Genomic DNA, 17983 nt, shown 5'->3' with positions numbered 1-17983 from the left:
CCGTTCAGGCCTGGCAATCCGCGCACGCGAAGTCCGGCCAGCGCGTGAGCGCGTAGTGCTGAACTCCCTCGATCGTCGCCTTCACGATCGGCGCAGCCTCGCCGCGCCACAACGCGCCCATCGTCACAAACGCCGGCGGCTCCAGTAACAAAGTGCGCACCTCGCGTGACTTCGCCTCGGGACTAATCATCACATTCAGGCCGATGCCGTCTCCGTTGGCCACATAGCGCGTCACCAGATCCAACGACGTGGCCTCGACCACATGCGGCCAGTTCACACCGGTTTTTTTCGACCCCTGCAAAAACTCGCGCACAAAACCATATTTCTCCGGCAGGCAAATCAACGGCTCCGTGATTTTTTTCTGCGCGAGAATCGCCGCCGCCGATTTTAGTTTTGATTTGGCGGGCACTTGTAACACGAGCGGCAGCCGCGCGAGCGGTTTCATTTTCAATCCCGCCGGCGCGCGCTCCGGCAACGGCACGAACGCGACATCGATCTGGCCTTCGCGCAGCCACTGTTCCATTTCCGATTGGAATCCGGTTGTGCGCAAACTGAAGCGCAACCCAGGGAATTCTTCGCGCACGCGCTGCATCACCGTCGGCAGGTGATCCCGTAGCACCAACTCCGCGCCGCCGATGCGCAACTCCGGCTGCGTGCCCGCGCGCATTTCTTTCTCCACCGCGCCCAAGCCTTCGAAGAACGGTTGCACATGCGCGAATAGACGCGCCCCAGCCGGAGTGAGTTGAAACGGACTGCGCTCAAACAGTTTTACCCCGACTTCTTTCTCAAGTTTTCCCATCTGTCCGCTCACCGCAGGTTGTTGAATCCCGTAAGGAATCTTTCGCACCGCCGCGCTGATGCCGCCGTGTTTCGCCACGTAGTAAAACAGCTCGAGGTGATGGACGTTCATGCGCGCTCCTAAAAGCCCGCTCGGCGCACCGCGTGCAACGCCGTTTTGCGCACGCCGTTCAGCCCATCACCAAAAACGATGCGGCGCATCAGACTTATCGAATAACGCCTCCACGGTGCTTTCGGATATTCTCAGGGCACTCCGGCCAGTTGCCGGTGCACATTCAAAAACATCATCCCATGAACACAGTGCTCACCGTTCTGTTCATCGCCCTGCAAATCGTCCTCATCGCCGCGCTCGCCGACTTCGTCGCGGGCGTCATTCACTGGCTTGAAGACGCTTACTTCACCGAAGACACGCCGATCATCGGCCCGCTTTTTATTCGTCCCAACATCGTGCACCATCACTTGCCTCGCTATTTTACCCGCAAGAATTGGTGGCAAAGCTCGCGCGACCTCGTGTTTGTCGGCGCCGCCTTGCTGCTTATCGCGTGGCCGCTCGGCTGGCTCAACTGGCAGCTGCTGCTCTTCGTCGCGATTTCGGTCAACGCCAACGAAGTTCACAAATGGTCGCATCGCACTCGTGCGGAGAACGGTCTGATCATTTCCAAACTTCAAGACTGGCACATCCTGCAAACGCCGCGTCACCACGGCCTGCACCACAAGGATCCGAAAAACACGTTCTACTGCCCGATCTTCAATTTCGTAAATCCCGTGCTGGAGCGTCTTCAATTCTGGACGCGCCTTGAAGCCGAGATCGAACAAATCACCGGCGTCGCACACCGCGAAGATACGGCAGTGCGCGGCCAAGGCCCCGGCCCGGATTGGCTCGCGGAATTCAAGCCCGCGCCCGCCGCCAGTGCTCACCAGCCCTGCGGCCGCTACTGCGCCGGCTGCCCACACTGTGCGAAACTAAAACACGCCGCTTAAACCACGCTCAGCCCGATCCGTTTGTCATATAATATATGACAAACGGGATTGGCGCTCTCTGCAAATTTGCGGTGCTGGCATCGATCGGCATCATCTCCATTTTGACGCGGAGCGGGAGATGCTTTAACTGAAACGCGTGAATCTCTACGACGCGCATCAGCATTTCCACTTTGAACAACTCACTCCGCATCGTGCACAGGTCGACCGCGATATTCGATCGGTCGGACTCAAATTTGCCGTCGTCAACGGCACCAACGAAGACGAATGGCCGCTCGTCGCCGCGTTGCCCGAAACTTACGATTGGGTGATGCCGAGTTTTGGCGTGCATCCCTGGGATAGCGGAAATCGCTCGCCGAGCTACCTCGAAACCTTACGCGCTCAACTCATCACCTGCCCGCGAGGACACGTCGGCGAGATCGGACTCGACCGCTGGATCATCGATGGTGTGCGCCCCGACGATCCGCGCATCGCCGGCCTGCGCGTCGCGTCGATCGAAGAGCAAAGCGAAGTGTTTGCCGCGCAGCTCGCACTGGCAGCCGAGTTTAACCGCGCCGCTTCAATTCACTGCGTTCAGGCGTGGGGCGCGTTGCTCGACAGCATTCGGAAAAACGCCAAACCCTCGCGCGGGTTTCTGCTCCACGGTTATCCCGGCCCGGCAGAGATGATTAAAGAGTTCACCGCGCTCGGCGCGTATTACTCGTTCAACATTCAATTGCTCGAACCGCGCTACGCTGAGCGCTTGGAAAATTTTCGCCACATCCCTGCGGACCGGCTGCTCGTGGAGACCGATGCGCCCACCAAATCGCCCACCGCCGATAAAATCCGTTTCCGTTTACCCGACGCTCCGGATCGCTCGCCCGTTAACAATCCGGCAAATGTGGTGGTCGCTTACGAAGCGCTCGCAAAACTCCGCGGCGTTACGACTGAAGCGCTCGCAGAAATCGTGGAGCTTAATTTCAACCGCTTATTCCTCAGCTAAGGCCACGCGGCGCACAATCTCACCGGCCGCCGCGAAGCCGAACGCGCCGGTGATGAACACCGCCGTGCCGAAACCAGTCGCGCAATCGAGCCGCAGGCTCGTGCCTCCCTCCGGCTCGGACGAACACGAACCGTCTGCCCAAGGATAAACCGGCTGCTCCTGCGTGGACACACACGGAATCGCGTAATGGTTACCCTCGCCTTTCGCGAAACCGTAGTCGCGTCGCAGTTTCTTCCGCACCTGACGAAGCAGTTCATCACCGTGGGAATCACCCAAGTCGGAAACTTTGATGCGCGTCGCGTCGCGTCGTCCGCCCGCCGAACCCACCGTCAGCACGCGCAGCCCTCGCTTCGTGCATTCGGCAATCAAAAGCGATTTATTCGACATGAGGTCGATGCAATCAACCACCCAATCGAATTTAGTTTCGAGCAACCGCTCCGCAGATTTTTCCGTGAAGAATTCCGATACGCAGGTCACGCGACAGCCCGGATTAATCAACTTAACGCGCTCGGCAATTGCATCGACCTTGGGCCGGCCGATATTGCCGTCGAGAGCAGGCAACTGGCGGTTGGTGTTGGTCACGCACACATCATCGAGATCAATCATCGTGATCGCACCGATGCCGGAACGCGCCAGCCCTTCCACCACCCACGAACCGACGCCACCCACGCCAACGACACACACATGCGTCGCATACAGTCGCGACAACGCATCCTTCCCATAAAGCCGGGCGAGTCCGCCAAATCTCTGCTGGTAATCTTCAGTTATCACGGCGCACTCAAAAATTTTCGCTGGTTAGTTTCACCACGCCAATCTCGAGTAACAGGTTTGCGAAACGCCGCTGCTCACCGGTCGCGATAATCAGCGTCGTGCGCGGCGAAGCGATCTGTTCGTAATATTTCCAGCGCTCCATCTCGCTCCAAGTAACGCTGGTGCCGAGTTTCTCGCGATACACCGCGTGCAATGGCGGCACATAATCCGCCGGCGGCGCCATCACCGTCGCCGCCTGGACAGGCACGCTTTCCAGCAGCACATCGAGCACGCTCACCGCGTCCACCATCCCTGGCGCGAGATTCAAATACACAATGCGGGCGTTCGGGCCGCGTCCGCTTGCGACGGGGAAATTACCATCAGCAATCAGCACTTGGGAAAAATGTCCCGAGCTCGCGAGGGCGGAGAGAACTTCCGGATGAATAAGGCGCGTCGTCAGCATGCAGCGGGTAGCTCTACGCGTCGACGCCAAGTTGGCAAACAACTTAGCGTCCACCCGATTTACTGCGACAACGCTCGATTATTTAATACCGAGAAGTTTTTTCACTTCCGCTTCCAACCGAGTTGCGCGCACGTTCGTCGAGACAAACATTCCGTTTTTATCGAAGAGCGCGGAAGCCGGCAGCGAGCGCACATTGAGTTTCTGGCTCAGTTCACCTTTGGAACCTTGCCCATCGAGCAAGACAGGCACCGCCAAGCGGGCATCTTTCATTTGTTTGATGACGGCATCTTTTGCCGCCTCCTTGTCGTGAGACACCGAAATAATTTCGAAACCGGGTTTTTTGTAGGTAAAATAAATTTCTTTCAGCGCGGCCAATTCCTTCACCGAGGCCTCGTTTGTCGTGGCCCAGAAAAAGAGGTAAACGACTTTTCCGCGGAGCTGGGCGACATCAACTGGTTTGCCATCCAACGCCGTGAACTTTAATTCCAGCGGCTGCTTGGCAATTTCGATCAGGTTTAATTCGTCCCGCGCCACCTGCACCACGGCTTTCTCAGAGTGCTTCAATAGCGCGTTGGCGTGTTGCTCCGCATTCTTCGGACTCGCCTGTTTCAGGACTTGAATGAAGGCACGCTCCTGCTCCGGTAAAAACCGACTCGCTCCCGGCAATTCCGCGAGGCGATCAATCTTTTCGCGGAACGCTTCGACGGTGGCGCGATTGGGCATCTCTTTCGCTTCCACCCCGGCGATTGACGCCGAGAGGGCCGCAAACGCAAGGCGCGCCGGCTCACTTTTGTCGCTGCCACCCTGATTAATAACTTCATACTTCAACAACGGAAGCCAGGCGGCGCGTTGCGGCGCCAACTTCTTGTCTTTGATCGTCGATCCAAACGTGGCCAGGCCAGTGATGACTCCGCTCGTGCGTTTCTCAGCCGGATATTGCGTGAGGAAACCGAGACCGCTTTTAATGATCTGCGCGAATCGCGCCTGACTCGGCACCGCGTCCTTCTCGTCGCGCAGTTTGAAAAATGCGTCAGCTGCGATGTCAGCCGGAGTTTTCTCCGCGGCATTTTTTGATTGAGACCAGACGGAGGCAACGCACGCGCAGGCGAGCAGCGCAACGCCGAGAAGACGTAAACGATTCATGGGGTTGGGGGCGGGAAGAATCCCTTGAGGTGTGTGCTGCTGAATCACCGAAACTCAGCGAACTGCGCCAGCCAAACCTGCGCGATCACCAGCGGCAAGTGAACAAACTCAGCGACCCTGCAGCAACTGCTCCACCGCTTGAATGGCCGCCGTTTCGCGCTGCGCCCAATCTCCCTGAATCAGCACGTAGGGCAGGCCACGCCGATCCAGTGCCCCTCGCCAGATGCGCATAGCTTTGTCGCGATCCTCGGGATTCGGGAAACAGCGCTGCGGATCCGGCGCGAACGGCACGTCGATATCGAGCAGCAGATAGAGCGCGTAGCTTCTGCACCGTTTCTCCGCACCACGCCGCAGTTCATCGGGCGTAGTGCCATACAGTAAATCGCTCCACAGCATCGTCGTCAGCGCATCGGTATCGCAGATCACTAAATCCCGTGCCTGCGCCACGGCGGTGTCCTCGCGCCGCCATTGTTCTTTCGCGACGGGCAACATGTCTTCGAGCGCCAGCACCCCGCCCTGATCTTCCCAGCGTTCGCGGGCGTATTCCGTGACCAGCGGACAACGAAAATGCGCCGCGAGTTTTTCCGCGAGCTGACTTTTCCCCGTCGACTCGGGGCCATACACCGCGACGCGCTTTGGATCGGTGCTCATCTTTACACCGGGAGCGTTAAACTTTTCTTCCACGCGCGCCAGCCGATCACGGCCAGCACCCAGAATACGACGTAAAGCCCCGCAGTCAGGTGCAGATCTTTCACCCAATACACGCCGATGGCGACCGAGTTGACGGAGATCCAGCCCAGCCAGTTCTCGATTTTTTTCCGGGCCTGCAGCCATTGGGCAATCAGACTGAACACGAGAATATACGCATCCCACCACGGCAACGACGCATCCGTCGTGCGGTGCATGAGCCAGCCCCAACCTGCAGTGAGCAACGCGCCGACCGCGATCCAACCTGTCAGCGCGGCCCAACTGAGCCGCGAAACGGGCAGCGCGACTTCGGCTGATCCTCGCTTACTGCGCAACCAGTGAGCCCAGCCGTAAGCCTGGATCACGAAAAACGCCGCCTGGAGAATTACATCGGAGTAGAGTTTGGCCTGGAAAAAAACCCAGGCGTAAACGGCCACTTGCACGAGGCCAACCGGCCACGTCCAGATGTTTTGCCGGATCATCAGCGTCACTCCGATGACCCCGAGCACCGTCCCGATGATTTCCCAAACGTCCATAGGTTGGCCTCATCAGTGCAATCTTCACCGCCCTGACGCAACTCCAGGCTTAATTCGCAATTCAGGAGGTTACTTCACGCGCCGCGGCAGCACGTCAACGGGCCGGCGCATATTCGGCGAGGAACTTCTCCAGCTCGGTATAAACTTTGAGTCGGCGCTTCTCGTTAGTGATGCCATGCCCTTCTTCACGCGGGGCGAAATGCACGAGCTTCTTCTTTTGTGTGCGCATCCGATCGATGAATTTTCTGACCTGCCGTTTATCGATCACTTCGTCTTCCGGCCCATACACCAAAAACACCGGAGCCTGGATCTTCGCGATCTGGTTGTTGGGTGAATGGGCCTCCATCTCGGACCGCTCCACAGCCGGGTCGCCCACGTGTTTCTTGAAATTTTCGATGTTTAAAATCCTCCAGTCTTCGCGGGAATACTGCTTGGCGTCATCTTGAAAATCGGTGAGCTGCTGCACTAAATCCGTGAGCGGAAACATCGCGATTCCCGCTCGGAACCGCGACGGGTTTTGAATCAGGCACATGAGCGTGGCGTAACCGCCGTAAGCCCCACCCGCGATCAAAAGGCATTTCGGATCGGCGATACCCTGCGCAATCGCCCAGTCCACGCTGTCGTCGAGATCGGTCTGCATCGTGCGGCCCAGTTGCTTCTTGCCCAAGGCTTCGAGCTGACGTCCATAGCCGGCGGACATGCGAAAATTCACCTGAAGCACCGCGTAGCCGCGGGTCGCGTAAAACTGCACCTCGGGATCGAAAACGCCGTAGTCTCGATTATCCCAAGGTCCACCGTGCACCATCAGCACCAGCGGCGTGCGAACGTTTTTAGCCGAATTCGGAGGACGCGTCAGATAGCCGGCGAAACAAATCCTTAACCGGCACCGGGGCCGGTGGAGCGGCGATCGTGTTACAAGCAAGCAGAGCCAATCCCAGCATCTGGGATAGATTTTTAATAAGCATACGAAGTGAAGTTGCGGCCCGCTGAGGACGATAGGCGGGAATTACCGACACTGAGCAAATAAAATCTTAAATGCTCAGGGCATCGAATCGGCCGCGGTTGCCCGCGCCCGATTCGAGCTTCTATTTCTTATGTTATTTCGAGGGACGTTACGCTTGCGCAACTGGTCATCGTCGCCCGGTGAGCCCTACTTCGCGCTTTGCACGAGGTAGGCCTCCATCGTTTCGCGCGAGATATTGTGGGCAGCGGCGCAGCGCGGACATTCGACGCGGATCATTTCACTGTCACCGAAAAGGTCCGCAAGGTCCCCGCGGGCGACCGGCGCCAGCGCGGCGAGGATTTTCTGCTGATTGCAGCCGCACTCCCAGCGATAGAGTCGCGTCTCGATTCGTCCGAGCGTTTCAGTTTCGGAAACTTTGCGAATAATCTCTGGCGTCGCTTGCTGCAGCCATGCTTCGTCACAATCAGGCTGTGAAATGAGCATCGCATAATGATCTTCGCCCATGTCGAAGAAACGCATCGGGCGCTGTTCGCTCTGTTCATAGTAATTGCTCGCAGCGGCGAACAGATCGGCCCCAGCGAAATTCACCACGCTGCGACGCGCTTCGCGTCCCCGCCGCGGCACGATGTCGCTGTAGAAAATATTTTTGTCAGCGGCTTTTACATTCTCAGTAAAGAGGCGCCCGGCGATGCCGTAGTCCTCATTATCGCCGGAGAAAAACAGATTCAGACGTGGCTCCTGCAAACCGATCGTCCACGCGAGGTGTTCGCCCTGCGGACGCGACGCGCAGTGCAACGCAAATACCGCGAGTGCATTCTTCAAGAGCTGGGCTTGCTCCGGCGTATGCTTGATCCCGTGTTCGGCGAGATGCAGGTAATAATCCACGAACAACGGACTAAGGTCGGCACGCACCAACATCACATTACGGTGGCGGATAAAATCCACCGTGACGACGGATCCATTGAGTTCAGGCTGCTGATTTTCTGACATGTGATGAGTGTAATCAAAATCCGCTAAAGTCCAGCAATGCACTCGGGACACAAAAAAACGGCGCCCGTGAAGGCGCCGTGATTGGCGGAAATCGAAGTTTTCGCTGCGCCGTTATTTCTTCGGAATGACGCCCTTCTTTTCGAGTTTCGAAACCTTGGGCTTGATCACGAAGGCGCAATATTGCCCGTTGGGATTCTTCACGAAGTAATCCTGATGGTATTTTTCCGCCGCGTAGAATTTCGGCAACGGGGAGATTTCGGTCACGATCGGATCGCTCAAGTGTGCTTGCGCGGCGGTCTTCGCACGGAGGGCGGCTTGGTGTTGCTCCTCATTGTGATAATAAATGACGGAGCGATACTGCGTGCCTTCGTCCGCGCCTTGGCGGTTCAGCGTCGTCGGATCATGGGCCTCGAAAAACACTTCGAGCACCTTCTCGTAACTCACCACCGCAGGATCGAATTCCACTTGGATTACCTCGGCGTGACCCGTTTGACCGGTGCACACTTCCTCGTAAGTGGGATTGGCATTTTTCCCGCCGGCGTAGCCGCTCACTACGGACTTCACGCCCGGCACGCGTTCGAGCACGGCTTCAGTGCACCAGAAACAACCGCCACCGACGGTCGCGAGTTCGGTTTTCGAGGCGGGTTTAGTTTCAGCGGTAAGGGTCATGGCGGTGGTGAAAGAGAGAAATAAACTCAGCAGGGATAGTTTCATGGAGTTAGGAGGACGCTAGCCACAATTTATTCCTGCGCAACCGAACGACTGGACGGCGCACAATAGTTCGCTAGTCGTAGGTGCCATGGACGATCCCCGTCTCGATAAATGGCTCTGGAGTGTGCGCGTTTTCAAAACCCGCCCTGAAGCCACCGCCGCCTGTCGCGCGGGCAAAGTTTTCATTGGCGAGCTCGAAGCAAAGCCGGGGCGCGATATCCATGTGGGTGAAACCGTGACCGTGCGCGTGGGCGTCGTCACCCGGACGTTAAAAGTCGTCGGGCTACCGAAGTCTCGCGTGGGCGCGAAACTAGTGCCTGATTTCATGCAGGACCTGACGCCGCCCGCCGAGTATGAGCGCGCCAAGCAAGCCACGCTTGAACACATGCTCGCCCGCGATCGCGGCCAAGGCCGGCCCACAAAAAAGAACCGTCGCGAAATGGGCAGGTTGTTCGGCTTCGATTAAACGCAGTCTCGACGCGTTCCGCTCAGACAACAAAAAGCCCGCGGAGTTAACCGCGGGCTTGGGTGTATGAAGATTTAAATTACGTAATTACGAAACCGTGACCGGCACGAGGGCGGCAGCGGCTTGCTGGCGCTTCACGTAGAGGCGGCGACCGACCAAGCCGGTAACAAAGAGCGCCGCGAAGCAAGCAGCGGCGGTCGACGGCTCAGGCACCGGCGTGATCACGAGCTGTTGGAAACCGAAATCGGAATTGTTGGAAATCGCCGAGCTGCTCGAGCTCGTTAAGGTGGAATAGCCGGAAGTTCCGCCCAACTGGTAGGCCGCACCGAAAGCAAAAGAATCGCGCGGGTTGCCATTGTAAGTGTCGGAAATGACTTGGAGGCCGATGCGGGTCGTCGCGCCCGGGCCAGTATTGCTCACGGCGCGGAGGATCATCGCATATGTGGCGCTCGAATTGAGCGCATTCTGACTCGGAGTGAGCGTATAGTCGTAGCCGAGGTAGTCCTCGCCATTACGATCCGTGTAGAGAGACCAGCCAACGGTGTTGGAAGCAGGAATGACTTGAAGAGTCACAGGCGACCAGATGGGGGTGCCTACGGCGCGATTGAGTGAAGGATCCCATTCCACAAAGTAAGCCTCGAGGGTGGTCGCATACGTCGTGCTGATGCTGTTGCTGACGAAACGATAGGTCATCGTTTCAACTCCCGTCACATTACGGAAAGTCTGCGTGAGCGATTGGTTGTTATTAAACTGCTGGATCGAACCATCGTAGTCTTGGACGGTTTGCAAGGTGACCATCTGCGCGTTGGCCGAGCCAATCGCGAAAGCGGCCAGAGCGGCCGCGAGAGATAATTTGATAAGCTTCTTCATACAGGGGTTATACCCTAGGAATTATAGGGCCTTCGCAAGTGTTTTTTAAGTTATTTGTTCACAACAACTGCCGCGAGATGGATTTTACAGCCCTTTTAAGGCACTGGCGTCACCAAGTCCTGGATAAGCGCCTTGAGCTCGACCGTATTGGTTGAGCCGGTGAGAAGCACCGCAACCATTTGGCCAGGCTGATCTTTACGAGCTTCCGTTACGTCGCTCCACTGCATTTTCAACCAGTCCAAGCGACTTTGAATCGCAGGCCGCGTGAGCGGTTGTCCGCGCAGCGGATCCCAAACGACGAAAGCGACCACAAATCGTTCGCTGCCGCGCCTAAACAAGAAGGTTTGAAACGGAATTTCGCCACCTGACCAAGGCACACGAATCTCACCAAGCGCCTCGACCAACTCGCACCCCACATAAGGAAGGCACACGGCGGGATTATGCAGGACCGGCACAAAACGCGCCGTTTGCCCACGCCGCCATTCTACGTAGTAAGCGCCGGCCTCTCGGTCACGTAACTGAGTCCACGTGCCTGCCGCGTAGAAATCCGGACGCAAAATATCCCGCGATACATCCGGCAGCGGCACGTCTTTAAAAGTCCGATGCGCAGACGGCAGGCGAATCGTCCACTGCGGCACGTCGCTCCGTGCGGCGCTCCCGCGTTGATACCAAATGAAATTAGTCAGCTCGATTAACAACAACCCCGCCGTCACCACCACGCACCACCGCGCCACGGAGTTCGCAATCGGAGAAACGACTCGCTGCGACAGCGTCACTTTTTCAACCGCGTGTGTCTTGGACCATCGCCACGCACACACCCCGACGAGCACCAAACTCAAACCCAGCGCGAGCCAGCCCGCGAGGTCGTGAGCATTTTGCACCGCTTCCTCACCGGCGGTTGCCCGCCAGGCGAGAAATAAAATCCGCAGAAAATTCCCCGCTAGCGCCGCACCGATGCCGACAACCACGAGCGCAATTCGGCGCTGCCATTTCAGACGCAACCACTCGCCGAAAAACAATGCCATCATCACCGACGCCTGTAACGAACGGATGCCTCCGCAGGCCTCGTCCACGCCGACCCAACCCGCGCCAAAGCGCACCGTGGTGCCGGACGCGATCGCCGGATGGCCGGTCAGATTAATTAACTCCGCCGCGATCTCCGCCAACCCTCCGCGCAACGGTTGAATAATCCCTTGGTCGATCTGTTGCGGCCACGGAATCGTGCCTGCGAGAATCAACAACGGCCCGCCGATCCAGCGCACGCCGCGTAGGCCGCCGACAAGATACGCACCCGCCATCACGAGCGACGCGACGCAACCCACGTAAATTAAAACCAACGCGGGCCACAGTGGAAAGGGCGTCACCCAAAGCCGCAGCGGCACCAGCAGGCACAAAATCGTCGCAGCACTCGTCCACCAAATTGCCGAGGCCCGCGCATTCACCGCGACTGTGGGCCGCTCATCCCATCGTTCCCAGTAAAGATAAGCGATTAAGAGTGGCGCGCCCCAACCGTGCCCCAGGTCGGTCGCCATGCCCCACGCCTTCATCAACGGCATGAGCAATGCCGCGACCACCGCGACTGCGAAAAACCACACCACAAAGACTGATCCACTTGCCGGACGCGCAGCGCTAGACGTCATTTTTTAGACGGGATCGTTTCCGCAGTGGTGGTCGAGGGCTTTGGGTTTGCCGCGAGTTCACGGGCGGCGGCAAAAAGCCGCGATTCCTCTTTTAGCAAATCCACTCCTTTCGTCGCTTCTTCGAGCGCGCCAATTTTGGCCGCCTGCCCGCCTGCCGCGTAAATGTAAGCAAGATACGGCGCACGCACCGGCCGGGCGAGTTCCTCCGCCGATACTTTCTCCAAAACCGCCGCGGCTTCCGTGCCGCGTCCGCTGCGGGCCAAGGCAAACGCATAACTGACCGCGAAATTGGGATTCGCGGGACTATCCGCCGCGAGCTTCTTCAACGTTTCTTTCGGTGGCGTCCAGGCGAGCGTGGGATCGGTGAGCAAACTCAATAACGCCCAGTCGTGTTGGTAACGTGACACCGTGGGCTCTGCTTCGCGCAGCAACGACATCACGTTGCGCATCGAATCGGCATCTTTGCGCGAACGATACGTGTTAAAAAGCAATTGATGAATCCAAGTCTGGTCCGGGTAGCTGCGCAGCGTCACCCACAACGTGCGCTCGGACTCTTCTTCCCAACCCCACCCGCTCGCGAGTTTCTGCAACACCCGCAACGACCCAAGGCTTGCATTCGTCGAGCGCACGGCTTCGTCCCACACTTGCGCGCGCAACGTTTTGTTTTCGCGCACCGGACTGACGTTCGCCGACATCGCCAGGCTGACCGTTTCTGCTTTAACCGGTCCCCACGCGCCGGCTTCGAGTAAAGGCGCGAGCCGCTCCCACTGCTTCAACGCTGCCGCGATATCGGCCTGCACCGTAATCAATGCAGCCGCCTTGCGTGACTCTTCGGGCAACCCGGCGATCCAGCGATCCGCTTCACTCACTTTACCTTGTGCCAGCAACCACTGCGTCCATTCGAGCGCATCGGTTTCTGAGGTGCCGACGGACTTCACCGTGGCCTCGTAAACTTCCTCAAACGGCCGTTGGTCGACCAGCAACGCGATATTTGCCTGATTCAACCGATCTCCCAATTTTGATTCAGGATCGGCGGCGATCTCACTGGCAAACGCCCGGGCGGCAGCGAAGTTTTTCCGGAGCAACGCTTCGTTCATCAATTCGCGTTTGATGCGTAGCCGGTATTTTGGATTCTCCGCGAGCGCGACCAACTGCTGGCGCGCCGCCTCCACGCGTTCGGCGCGGGGCGCGCGCAACGAAAGCACGAGTTGGGATATTTTTAACTCCGTGTCGTCCGGCGTGAGTTTTTTGATCTGGTCAAAAATCGCATCGGCAATCGGGGCGTTGTCCGTGGCGAGCGCATAAGCGAGTTGCGCGCGCAACGCGGGCAACTGCGACCCCTGCTCGACGGTCATGTCGCTGATCGCATCGCGCGCGGCGTTCATGTCCTTGAATTTCAGCGCCGACAGAATAAGCGCCGCGCGATCCTCGACCGAATTGGGCTGCATATCCACGACCCGACGCCGCAAACGCATCGCTTGCGGCGCGCCGACTTGCTCCAGCATCTCCGCCGCGAGCCGCCACGCATCGACGCTGTTCGGCACCGTGGTCAGAGCGAGTTCGAGCGCGATCTGCGCATTCTGCGGATCGTTTTTTTCAATAAATGTCTTCGCCTGCGCGAGCGCACGTTGCTGTTTCCACGTGCGGTATTGGTGCTTGAGCGGGCCGATCGATTTCCAACCGGCAAATAAAATTCCAGCCACGACCAACAGCTTCAAAGCCGGCAGCCATTTCGGCTTTCTCTTTTTTTTCCGCGAGAGTTGCAGCAGCGCCATGACCTAGGGCTAAAACCCTACGACCCTAAGTCCAGTGCTAATCTCTCCTAAGACTCAGCGCGTCAGCTTCCGGTATTTGATCCGGTGCGGCTGGTCGGCGTCTTTGCCTTTACGTTTCTTAAAGTCTTCGAGGTAGCTCGAATAATTTCCCGCGAACCAATGCACGTAACTGTCGCCTTCAAACGCCATGATGTGCGTCGCCACTCGGTCCAAGAACCAGCGATCGTGGGAAATAATCACCGCACATCCGGCAAAGGTTTCCAGCGCCTCTTCGAGCGCGCGAATCGAATTCACATCGAGATCGTTGGTCGGTTCGTCGAGCAGGATGAGGTTCGCGCCGCTCTTTAATACCTTCGCGAGCAACACGCGGTTGCGTTCGCCCCCGGAAAGCACGCCGACTTTTTTCTGCTGATCCGCGCCCGTGAAACCGAACTGCGCGCAATACGCGCGGCTGTTCACCGATCGATTTCCCAGCGGCATCAATTCCTGGCCGTCACTGATGACTTCCCAAATCGTTTTATTCCCTTCGAGCGAATCGCGCGATTGCTCCACGTAAGCCGACTTCACGCTCTCGCCGACCTTGAACGAGCCTGCGTCGGGCTTTTCGAGATTCGTGATAAGTTTAAACAGCGTCGTTTTGCCCGCACCGTTCGGCCCGATAATGCCCACGATGCCACCGGGCGGCAGCGAGAAAGACAGTTTTTCGAACAGCAGTTTGTCGCCATAGGCTTTCGTCACGTCCTGCCCTTGCACCACGAGCGTGCCGAGGCGCGGGCCGGGGGGGATGATGATTTCAAACTGCTTCTCCTGTTCCGCGACGTCGGCCTTCAGCATCTGTTCGTAAGCATTGATGCGCGCCTGTCCTTTCGCCTGCCGCGCCTTCGCACCCTGCCGAATCCACGCGAGTTCGCGCGCCATCGCTTTCTGGCGTTTGCTTTCCGTGCGCTCGTTGACGGCGGAGATTGCCTGCTTTTGCTCGAGCCACGACGAGTAATTACCCTTCCATGGAATCCCGTGCCCGTGGTCAAGTTCGAGAATCCAGCCCGCGACATTATCGAGGAAGTAACGATCGTGCGTCACCGCGATGACGGTGCCTTCGTAACGCGCCAGATGTTGCTCCAGCCAATGCACGCTCTCGGCGTCCAAATGATTTGTCGGCTCGTCGAGCAACAGAATCGACGGTTTCTGTAACAACAACCGCGCGAGCGCCACGCGGCGCCGTTCACCACCGGAAAGATTGTCCACGATCGCCTCACCCGGCGGACACCGCAGCGCTTCCATCGCCTGCTCGACCATCGGCGTCACATCCCACGCGCCGAGGCGCTCGATTTCTTCCTGAAGTTTCGCCTGCTTGTCGGAAATCGCGTCGCGCGCCTTGTCGTCCGCCGCTTCGGCAATTTCGTCCCAGCTCGCATCGTAAGCCGCCGTCAAATCCGTGAGGTGCTTCACTCCTTCCTCGACGCACGCGCGCACCGTGCTGCCGGGCGTCAACGCCGGTTCCTGCGGCAAAAAACCCACCGGATAACCCGGCTCGAAATGCACGTGACCATCGATGTCTTTGTCGATGCCCGCCAGGATGCGCATGAGCGACGACTTGCCGGAACCGTTCAGGCCGAGCACACCGATCTTCGCGCCGTAATAAAACGACAGCGAGATGTCGCGGAGGATTTCCTTGCGCTCGATTTTCTTCGAGACGCCGATCATCGAGAAAATGACTTTCGGGGCTGCTTCGGTTGCCATGAGTCCGCCCAGCAAACGAACGCCTCCGCCCGATGCAAACGCGAAGCGCGCTACAATTCCGCCTCCCGCGCGTTGACGCCTCCTTCGCAACTTTCCAACCTTCGCCCATGCCCTTGGATCGCCAGACGCTCATCGACACCGTGCGCGCCGCGCTCGAACCCCTCACTTTCGCGCACACCCTTTGGCTCGGCGGCTCGGTCGCGTTTAAGCGCAACGACGACTGGTCAGACGTCGATCTCCACGTCGTGGTGGACGACGATAAAATCGCCACCGCTTTCGAAGCAGTTGAAACCGCGCTCGCCCGCGTGGCGCCTGTCGACCTCATTTATTACGTGCCGGAACCGACGTGGCACGGGCACAGCCAGCGTTTTTATCGTTTCAAAGACGCGCGGCCGTGGCTGCTCCTCGATTTCTGCGTGATGCGGCTCGGCAACCCGCAGAAATTCACCGAGCGCGAATTTCATGGCGACGTGCACGTATTTTTCGACCGCAAAGCGATTTTCGCGAATACGCCGCCCGTCGATGCCGCCGCGCTGGCCGCGAAATTCCCCGCGCGCATCGCGTCGTTGCGCACGCGCGTCGACATGCTCGCGATCCTCGTGCCGAAGGAAATCTGGCGCCAGCAACCCATCGATGCCTTCAGCATGTATCACGGGCTGATCCTCGTGCCACTCGTGGAATTGCTCCGCATGAAACACGACCCGCTGCGCAGCAACTGGTCGATGCGCTACTTGCATCGCATTCTTCCGTCGACCGACGCCGCGCGTTTCACGCGACTGCTCTACGTCTCATCCCCCGCCGAGATCGAAACCAAAACCGCCGACGCTCGCGCCTGGTTCGATACGCTGGCGAACGAACTCAGCATCCCCCGCTAAAATCATTCTTCCGGCTCGACGCTTGGCTGCGTGCGCGTTGAAATCCAAGCGCGTGACCGTTTGGCTAATGAAAAAATTCTCCGGCGAATTCCTCGGCACGTTTCTTTAGATTCCCACTCCCTCGCATGAATAACGAAATCCTCTGGGTCATCCGCCTCGGTCTCGCCGAGAAGTTGTTCAGCCGCGAACAAGCGCTCGCTACCTTAAAGGCCGTCGGACGCGATGCGCAGATGATGGAATTTGCGCAACAGCTCATCGACGGCGACATCGTGCACGAACAGGAGATGAGCCGGCTCGAAACCCTCCTCGCCCAAGCCCATGAGCGCGCCCAAGTCGGCCCGCCGCCCGGCAACCCGTTGCTCGATGAAGACACGCCCGCGCCGGCTCCCGCGCCAAAATTGAGCGTCGCCAGTCACGTCGTAAAACCCGCCGCATCCGCGCCGGCCGCTCCGCCCGCCAACGTCAAGCCCTCCGGCCCGAAGCCAGAATTCGCTTTCGATAAAATCGGCACGATGGACGATGCCGCCCTCGCCGCCGGCCTGCGCAAACTTCTGATCGCCACCGGCGAACACGGCGCAAGTGACCTGCATCTTTCCGCCGGCTCGGCGCCGTTCATCCGCAAGCACCGCGCGATCACGCCGCTCAGCCCGCACCCGCTCAAACAAGAGGACGCGCTCCGCCTCAACACCGCGCTGCTCGCTTCCCACCAAAAGGAAATTTTCCTCGACCGCAAAGACTACGACTTCGCCTTGGCGCTCGATGCCGACCACCGCTACCGCGTGAACCTGATGTTTCACAAATGGGGCGCGTCCGGCTCCTACCGCATGGTGCCCGCCGGCATCCCGAAACTCGACGACCTCGGCCTGCGCAACCTCGACACGATTCGCAAACTCCTCACCTACCACAACGGCCTCATCCTGATCACCGGCCCCGTGGGCGCGGGCAAAACGACCACGCTCGCCGCGCTCGTCGCGGAATTAAATGAGAAGCGCGAAGATCACATCATCACCGTCGAAGATCCGATCGAAGTCGTGCAAATGCCGAAAGGCTGCAACGTCACGCAGCGCGAAGTCGGCCCGCACACGAAATCGTTTTTCACCGCCCTCAAAGGCGCGCTCCGCGAAGATCCCGACGTCATTGTCATCGGCGAATTGCGCGATCTCGAAACCATCGAGATGGCCATCAGCGCGTCTGAAACCGGTCACTTGGTCATCGGCACGATGCACACGAGCGACGCCGCCACGACGCTGAATCGCTTGCTCGACGTCTTCCCGCCCGCCCAACAAACGCAGATCCGTGCAAGTGTCGCGGAGAGTTTGCGCGGCATCATTTGCCAACGCCTCCTGCCCGCCCTCGACGGCGGCCTTGTGTCGGCGTGCGAGATCATGATTTCCAACACCGCCATCCAGGCGCTCATCCGCGAAGGCAAATCGCAGAGCCTCCGCAACGTCATGGAAACCGGCGTCAAGGAAGGCATGTGTATCATGGAAAACGTCGTCCTCGAACTCTATCAGCAAAAACGCATCTCTAAAGAGACGGCCCTCATCAACACCAGCACCCGCAACGTCCGCGCGAAAGTCGTTTAATCGCGCCAGCTTGGTTCGCCCCTCATCTC

The 17983-nt window shown here is 58.5% G+C and carries 18 protein-coding genes; 5 read left to right on the top strand and 13 right to left on the bottom strand.

Annotated elements, in window-relative coordinates:
* Positions 1–4 precede the first annotated feature (4 nt).
* A complete protein-coding gene (locus ACRRQW_RS11225; RefSeq protein WP_438481464.1) occupies positions 5–910 on the bottom strand; it encodes a LysR family transcriptional regulator in 906 nt (301 codons plus the stop codon).
* Positions 911–1089: 179 nt separating this feature from the next.
* Here ACRRQW_RS11225 and ACRRQW_RS11220 point away from each other — a divergent pair, with 179 nt between their 5' ends.
* Both ACRRQW_RS11220 and ACRRQW_RS11215 read left to right on the top strand, forming a co-directional pair.
* A complete protein-coding gene (locus ACRRQW_RS11220) occupies positions 1090–1779 on the top strand; it encodes a fatty acid desaturase CarF family protein (RefSeq protein WP_438481463.1) in 690 nt (229 codons plus the stop codon).
* Between the two features lie 136 nt (positions 1780–1915).
* Positions 1916–2758, top strand: a complete 843-nt coding sequence (locus tag ACRRQW_RS11215; protein WP_438481462.1) for a TatD family hydrolase — start codon at positions 1916–1918, stop codon at positions 2756–2758.
* Here the strand turns inward: ACRRQW_RS11215 and ACRRQW_RS11210 are convergent.
* The 8 genes from ACRRQW_RS11210 to msrA all read right to left on the bottom strand — a co-directional run bounded on the left by ACRRQW_RS11210 (position 2744) and on the right by msrA (position 8960).
* A complete protein-coding gene (locus ACRRQW_RS11210) occupies positions 2744–3529 on the bottom strand; it encodes a tRNA threonylcarbamoyladenosine dehydratase (RefSeq protein WP_438481461.1) in 786 nt (261 codons plus the stop codon). The two genes, ACRRQW_RS11215 and ACRRQW_RS11210, sit on opposite strands and share 15 nt — an antisense overlap.
* A 7-nt stretch (positions 3530–3536) precedes the next feature.
* Positions 3537–3971, bottom strand: coding sequence for an RbsD/FucU family protein (locus tag ACRRQW_RS11205; protein ID WP_438481460.1), 435 nt, complete (start codon positions 3969–3971; stop codon positions 3537–3539).
* Positions 3972–4049: 78 nt separating this feature from the next.
* Complete coding sequence (locus tag ACRRQW_RS11200; RefSeq protein ID WP_438481459.1) at positions 4050–5114, bottom strand: TlpA family protein disulfide reductase; 1065 nt, start codon at positions 5112–5114, stop codon at positions 4050–4052.
* A 108-nt stretch (positions 5115–5222) separates the two neighbouring features.
* Complete coding sequence (locus tag ACRRQW_RS11195; protein WP_438481457.1) at positions 5223–5765, bottom strand: AAA family ATPase; 543 nt, start codon at positions 5763–5765, stop codon at positions 5223–5225.
* Positions 5766–5767: 2 nt separating this feature from the next.
* A complete protein-coding gene (gene pnuC / locus ACRRQW_RS11190) occupies positions 5768–6337 on the bottom strand; it encodes a nicotinamide riboside transporter PnuC (RefSeq protein WP_438481455.1) in 570 nt (189 codons plus the stop codon).
* A 94-nt stretch (positions 6338–6431) separates the two neighbouring features.
* Entirely contained in the window at positions 6432–7142 is a 711-nt protein-coding gene (locus ACRRQW_RS11185; RefSeq protein WP_438482356.1) for an alpha/beta hydrolase family protein, read from the bottom strand.
* Positions 7143–7487: 345 nt separating this feature from the next.
* Positions 7488–8291, bottom strand: a complete 804-nt coding sequence (locus tag ACRRQW_RS11180; RefSeq protein ID WP_438481454.1) for an Hsp33 family molecular chaperone HslO — start codon at positions 8289–8291, stop codon at positions 7488–7490.
* 111 nt (positions 8292–8402) lie between these two features.
* Complete coding sequence (msrA, locus tag ACRRQW_RS11175) at positions 8403–8960, bottom strand: peptide-methionine (S)-S-oxide reductase MsrA (protein ID WP_438482355.1); 558 nt, start codon at positions 8958–8960, stop codon at positions 8403–8405.
* A 130-nt stretch (positions 8961–9090) separates the two neighbouring features.
* Here msrA and ACRRQW_RS11170 point away from each other — a divergent pair, with 130 nt between their 5' ends.
* Positions 9091–9468, top strand: coding sequence for an RNA-binding S4 domain-containing protein (locus ACRRQW_RS11170; RefSeq protein WP_438481453.1), 378 nt, complete (start codon positions 9091–9093; stop codon positions 9466–9468).
* 87 nt (positions 9469–9555) lie between these two features.
* On the opposite strand, the gene ACRRQW_RS11165 is transcribed toward ACRRQW_RS11170, so the two are convergent.
* The 4 genes from ACRRQW_RS11165 to ettA all read right to left on the bottom strand — a co-directional run bounded on the left by ACRRQW_RS11165 (position 9556) and on the right by ettA (position 15493).
* Positions 9556–10338: a hypothetical protein gene (locus ACRRQW_RS11165; RefSeq protein WP_438481452.1), complete on the bottom strand. Its 783-nt coding sequence runs from the start codon at positions 10336–10338 to the stop codon at positions 9556–9558.
* A 95-nt stretch (positions 10339–10433) separates the two neighbouring features.
* Positions 10434–11978, bottom strand: a complete 1545-nt coding sequence (locus tag ACRRQW_RS11160; RefSeq protein WP_438481451.1) for an exosortase/archaeosortase family protein — start codon at positions 11976–11978, stop codon at positions 10434–10436.
* Complete coding sequence (locus tag ACRRQW_RS11155) at positions 11975–13753, bottom strand: hypothetical protein (protein WP_438481449.1); 1779 nt, start codon at positions 13751–13753, stop codon at positions 11975–11977. Before ACRRQW_RS11155 ends, ACRRQW_RS11160 begins: the two co-directional genes overlap by 4 nt.
* Positions 13754–13807: 54 nt before the next feature.
* Entirely contained in the window at positions 13808–15493 is a 1686-nt protein-coding gene (gene ettA, locus ACRRQW_RS11150) for an energy-dependent translational throttle protein EttA (RefSeq protein ID WP_438481448.1), read from the bottom strand.
* 107 nt (positions 15494–15600) lie between these two features.
* Between ettA and ACRRQW_RS11145 the strand changes: the two genes are divergently transcribed.
* Positions 15601–16368 carry a hypothetical protein gene (locus ACRRQW_RS11145; RefSeq protein ID WP_438481447.1) on the top strand — a complete coding sequence of 256 codons (768 nt, stop codon included), beginning with the start codon at positions 15601–15603 and terminating at the stop codon, positions 16366–16368.
* A gap of 125 nt (positions 16369–16493) precedes the next feature.
* On the top strand, positions 16494–17954 hold the full coding sequence (locus ACRRQW_RS11140) for a type IV pilus twitching motility protein PilT (RefSeq protein ID WP_438481446.1): 1461 nt from the start codon (positions 16494–16496) through the stop codon (positions 17952–17954).
* The last annotated feature ends 29 nt before the right edge of the window (positions 17955–17983 follow it).

It is taken from the genome of Oleiharenicola lentus, assembly GCF_051660365.1.
Taxonomy (GTDB): Bacteria; Verrucomicrobiota; Verrucomicrobiia; order Opitutales; family Opitutaceae; genus Lacunisphaera; species Lacunisphaera lenta_A.
This window is presented reverse-complemented; position numbering and strand designations above follow the sequence as displayed.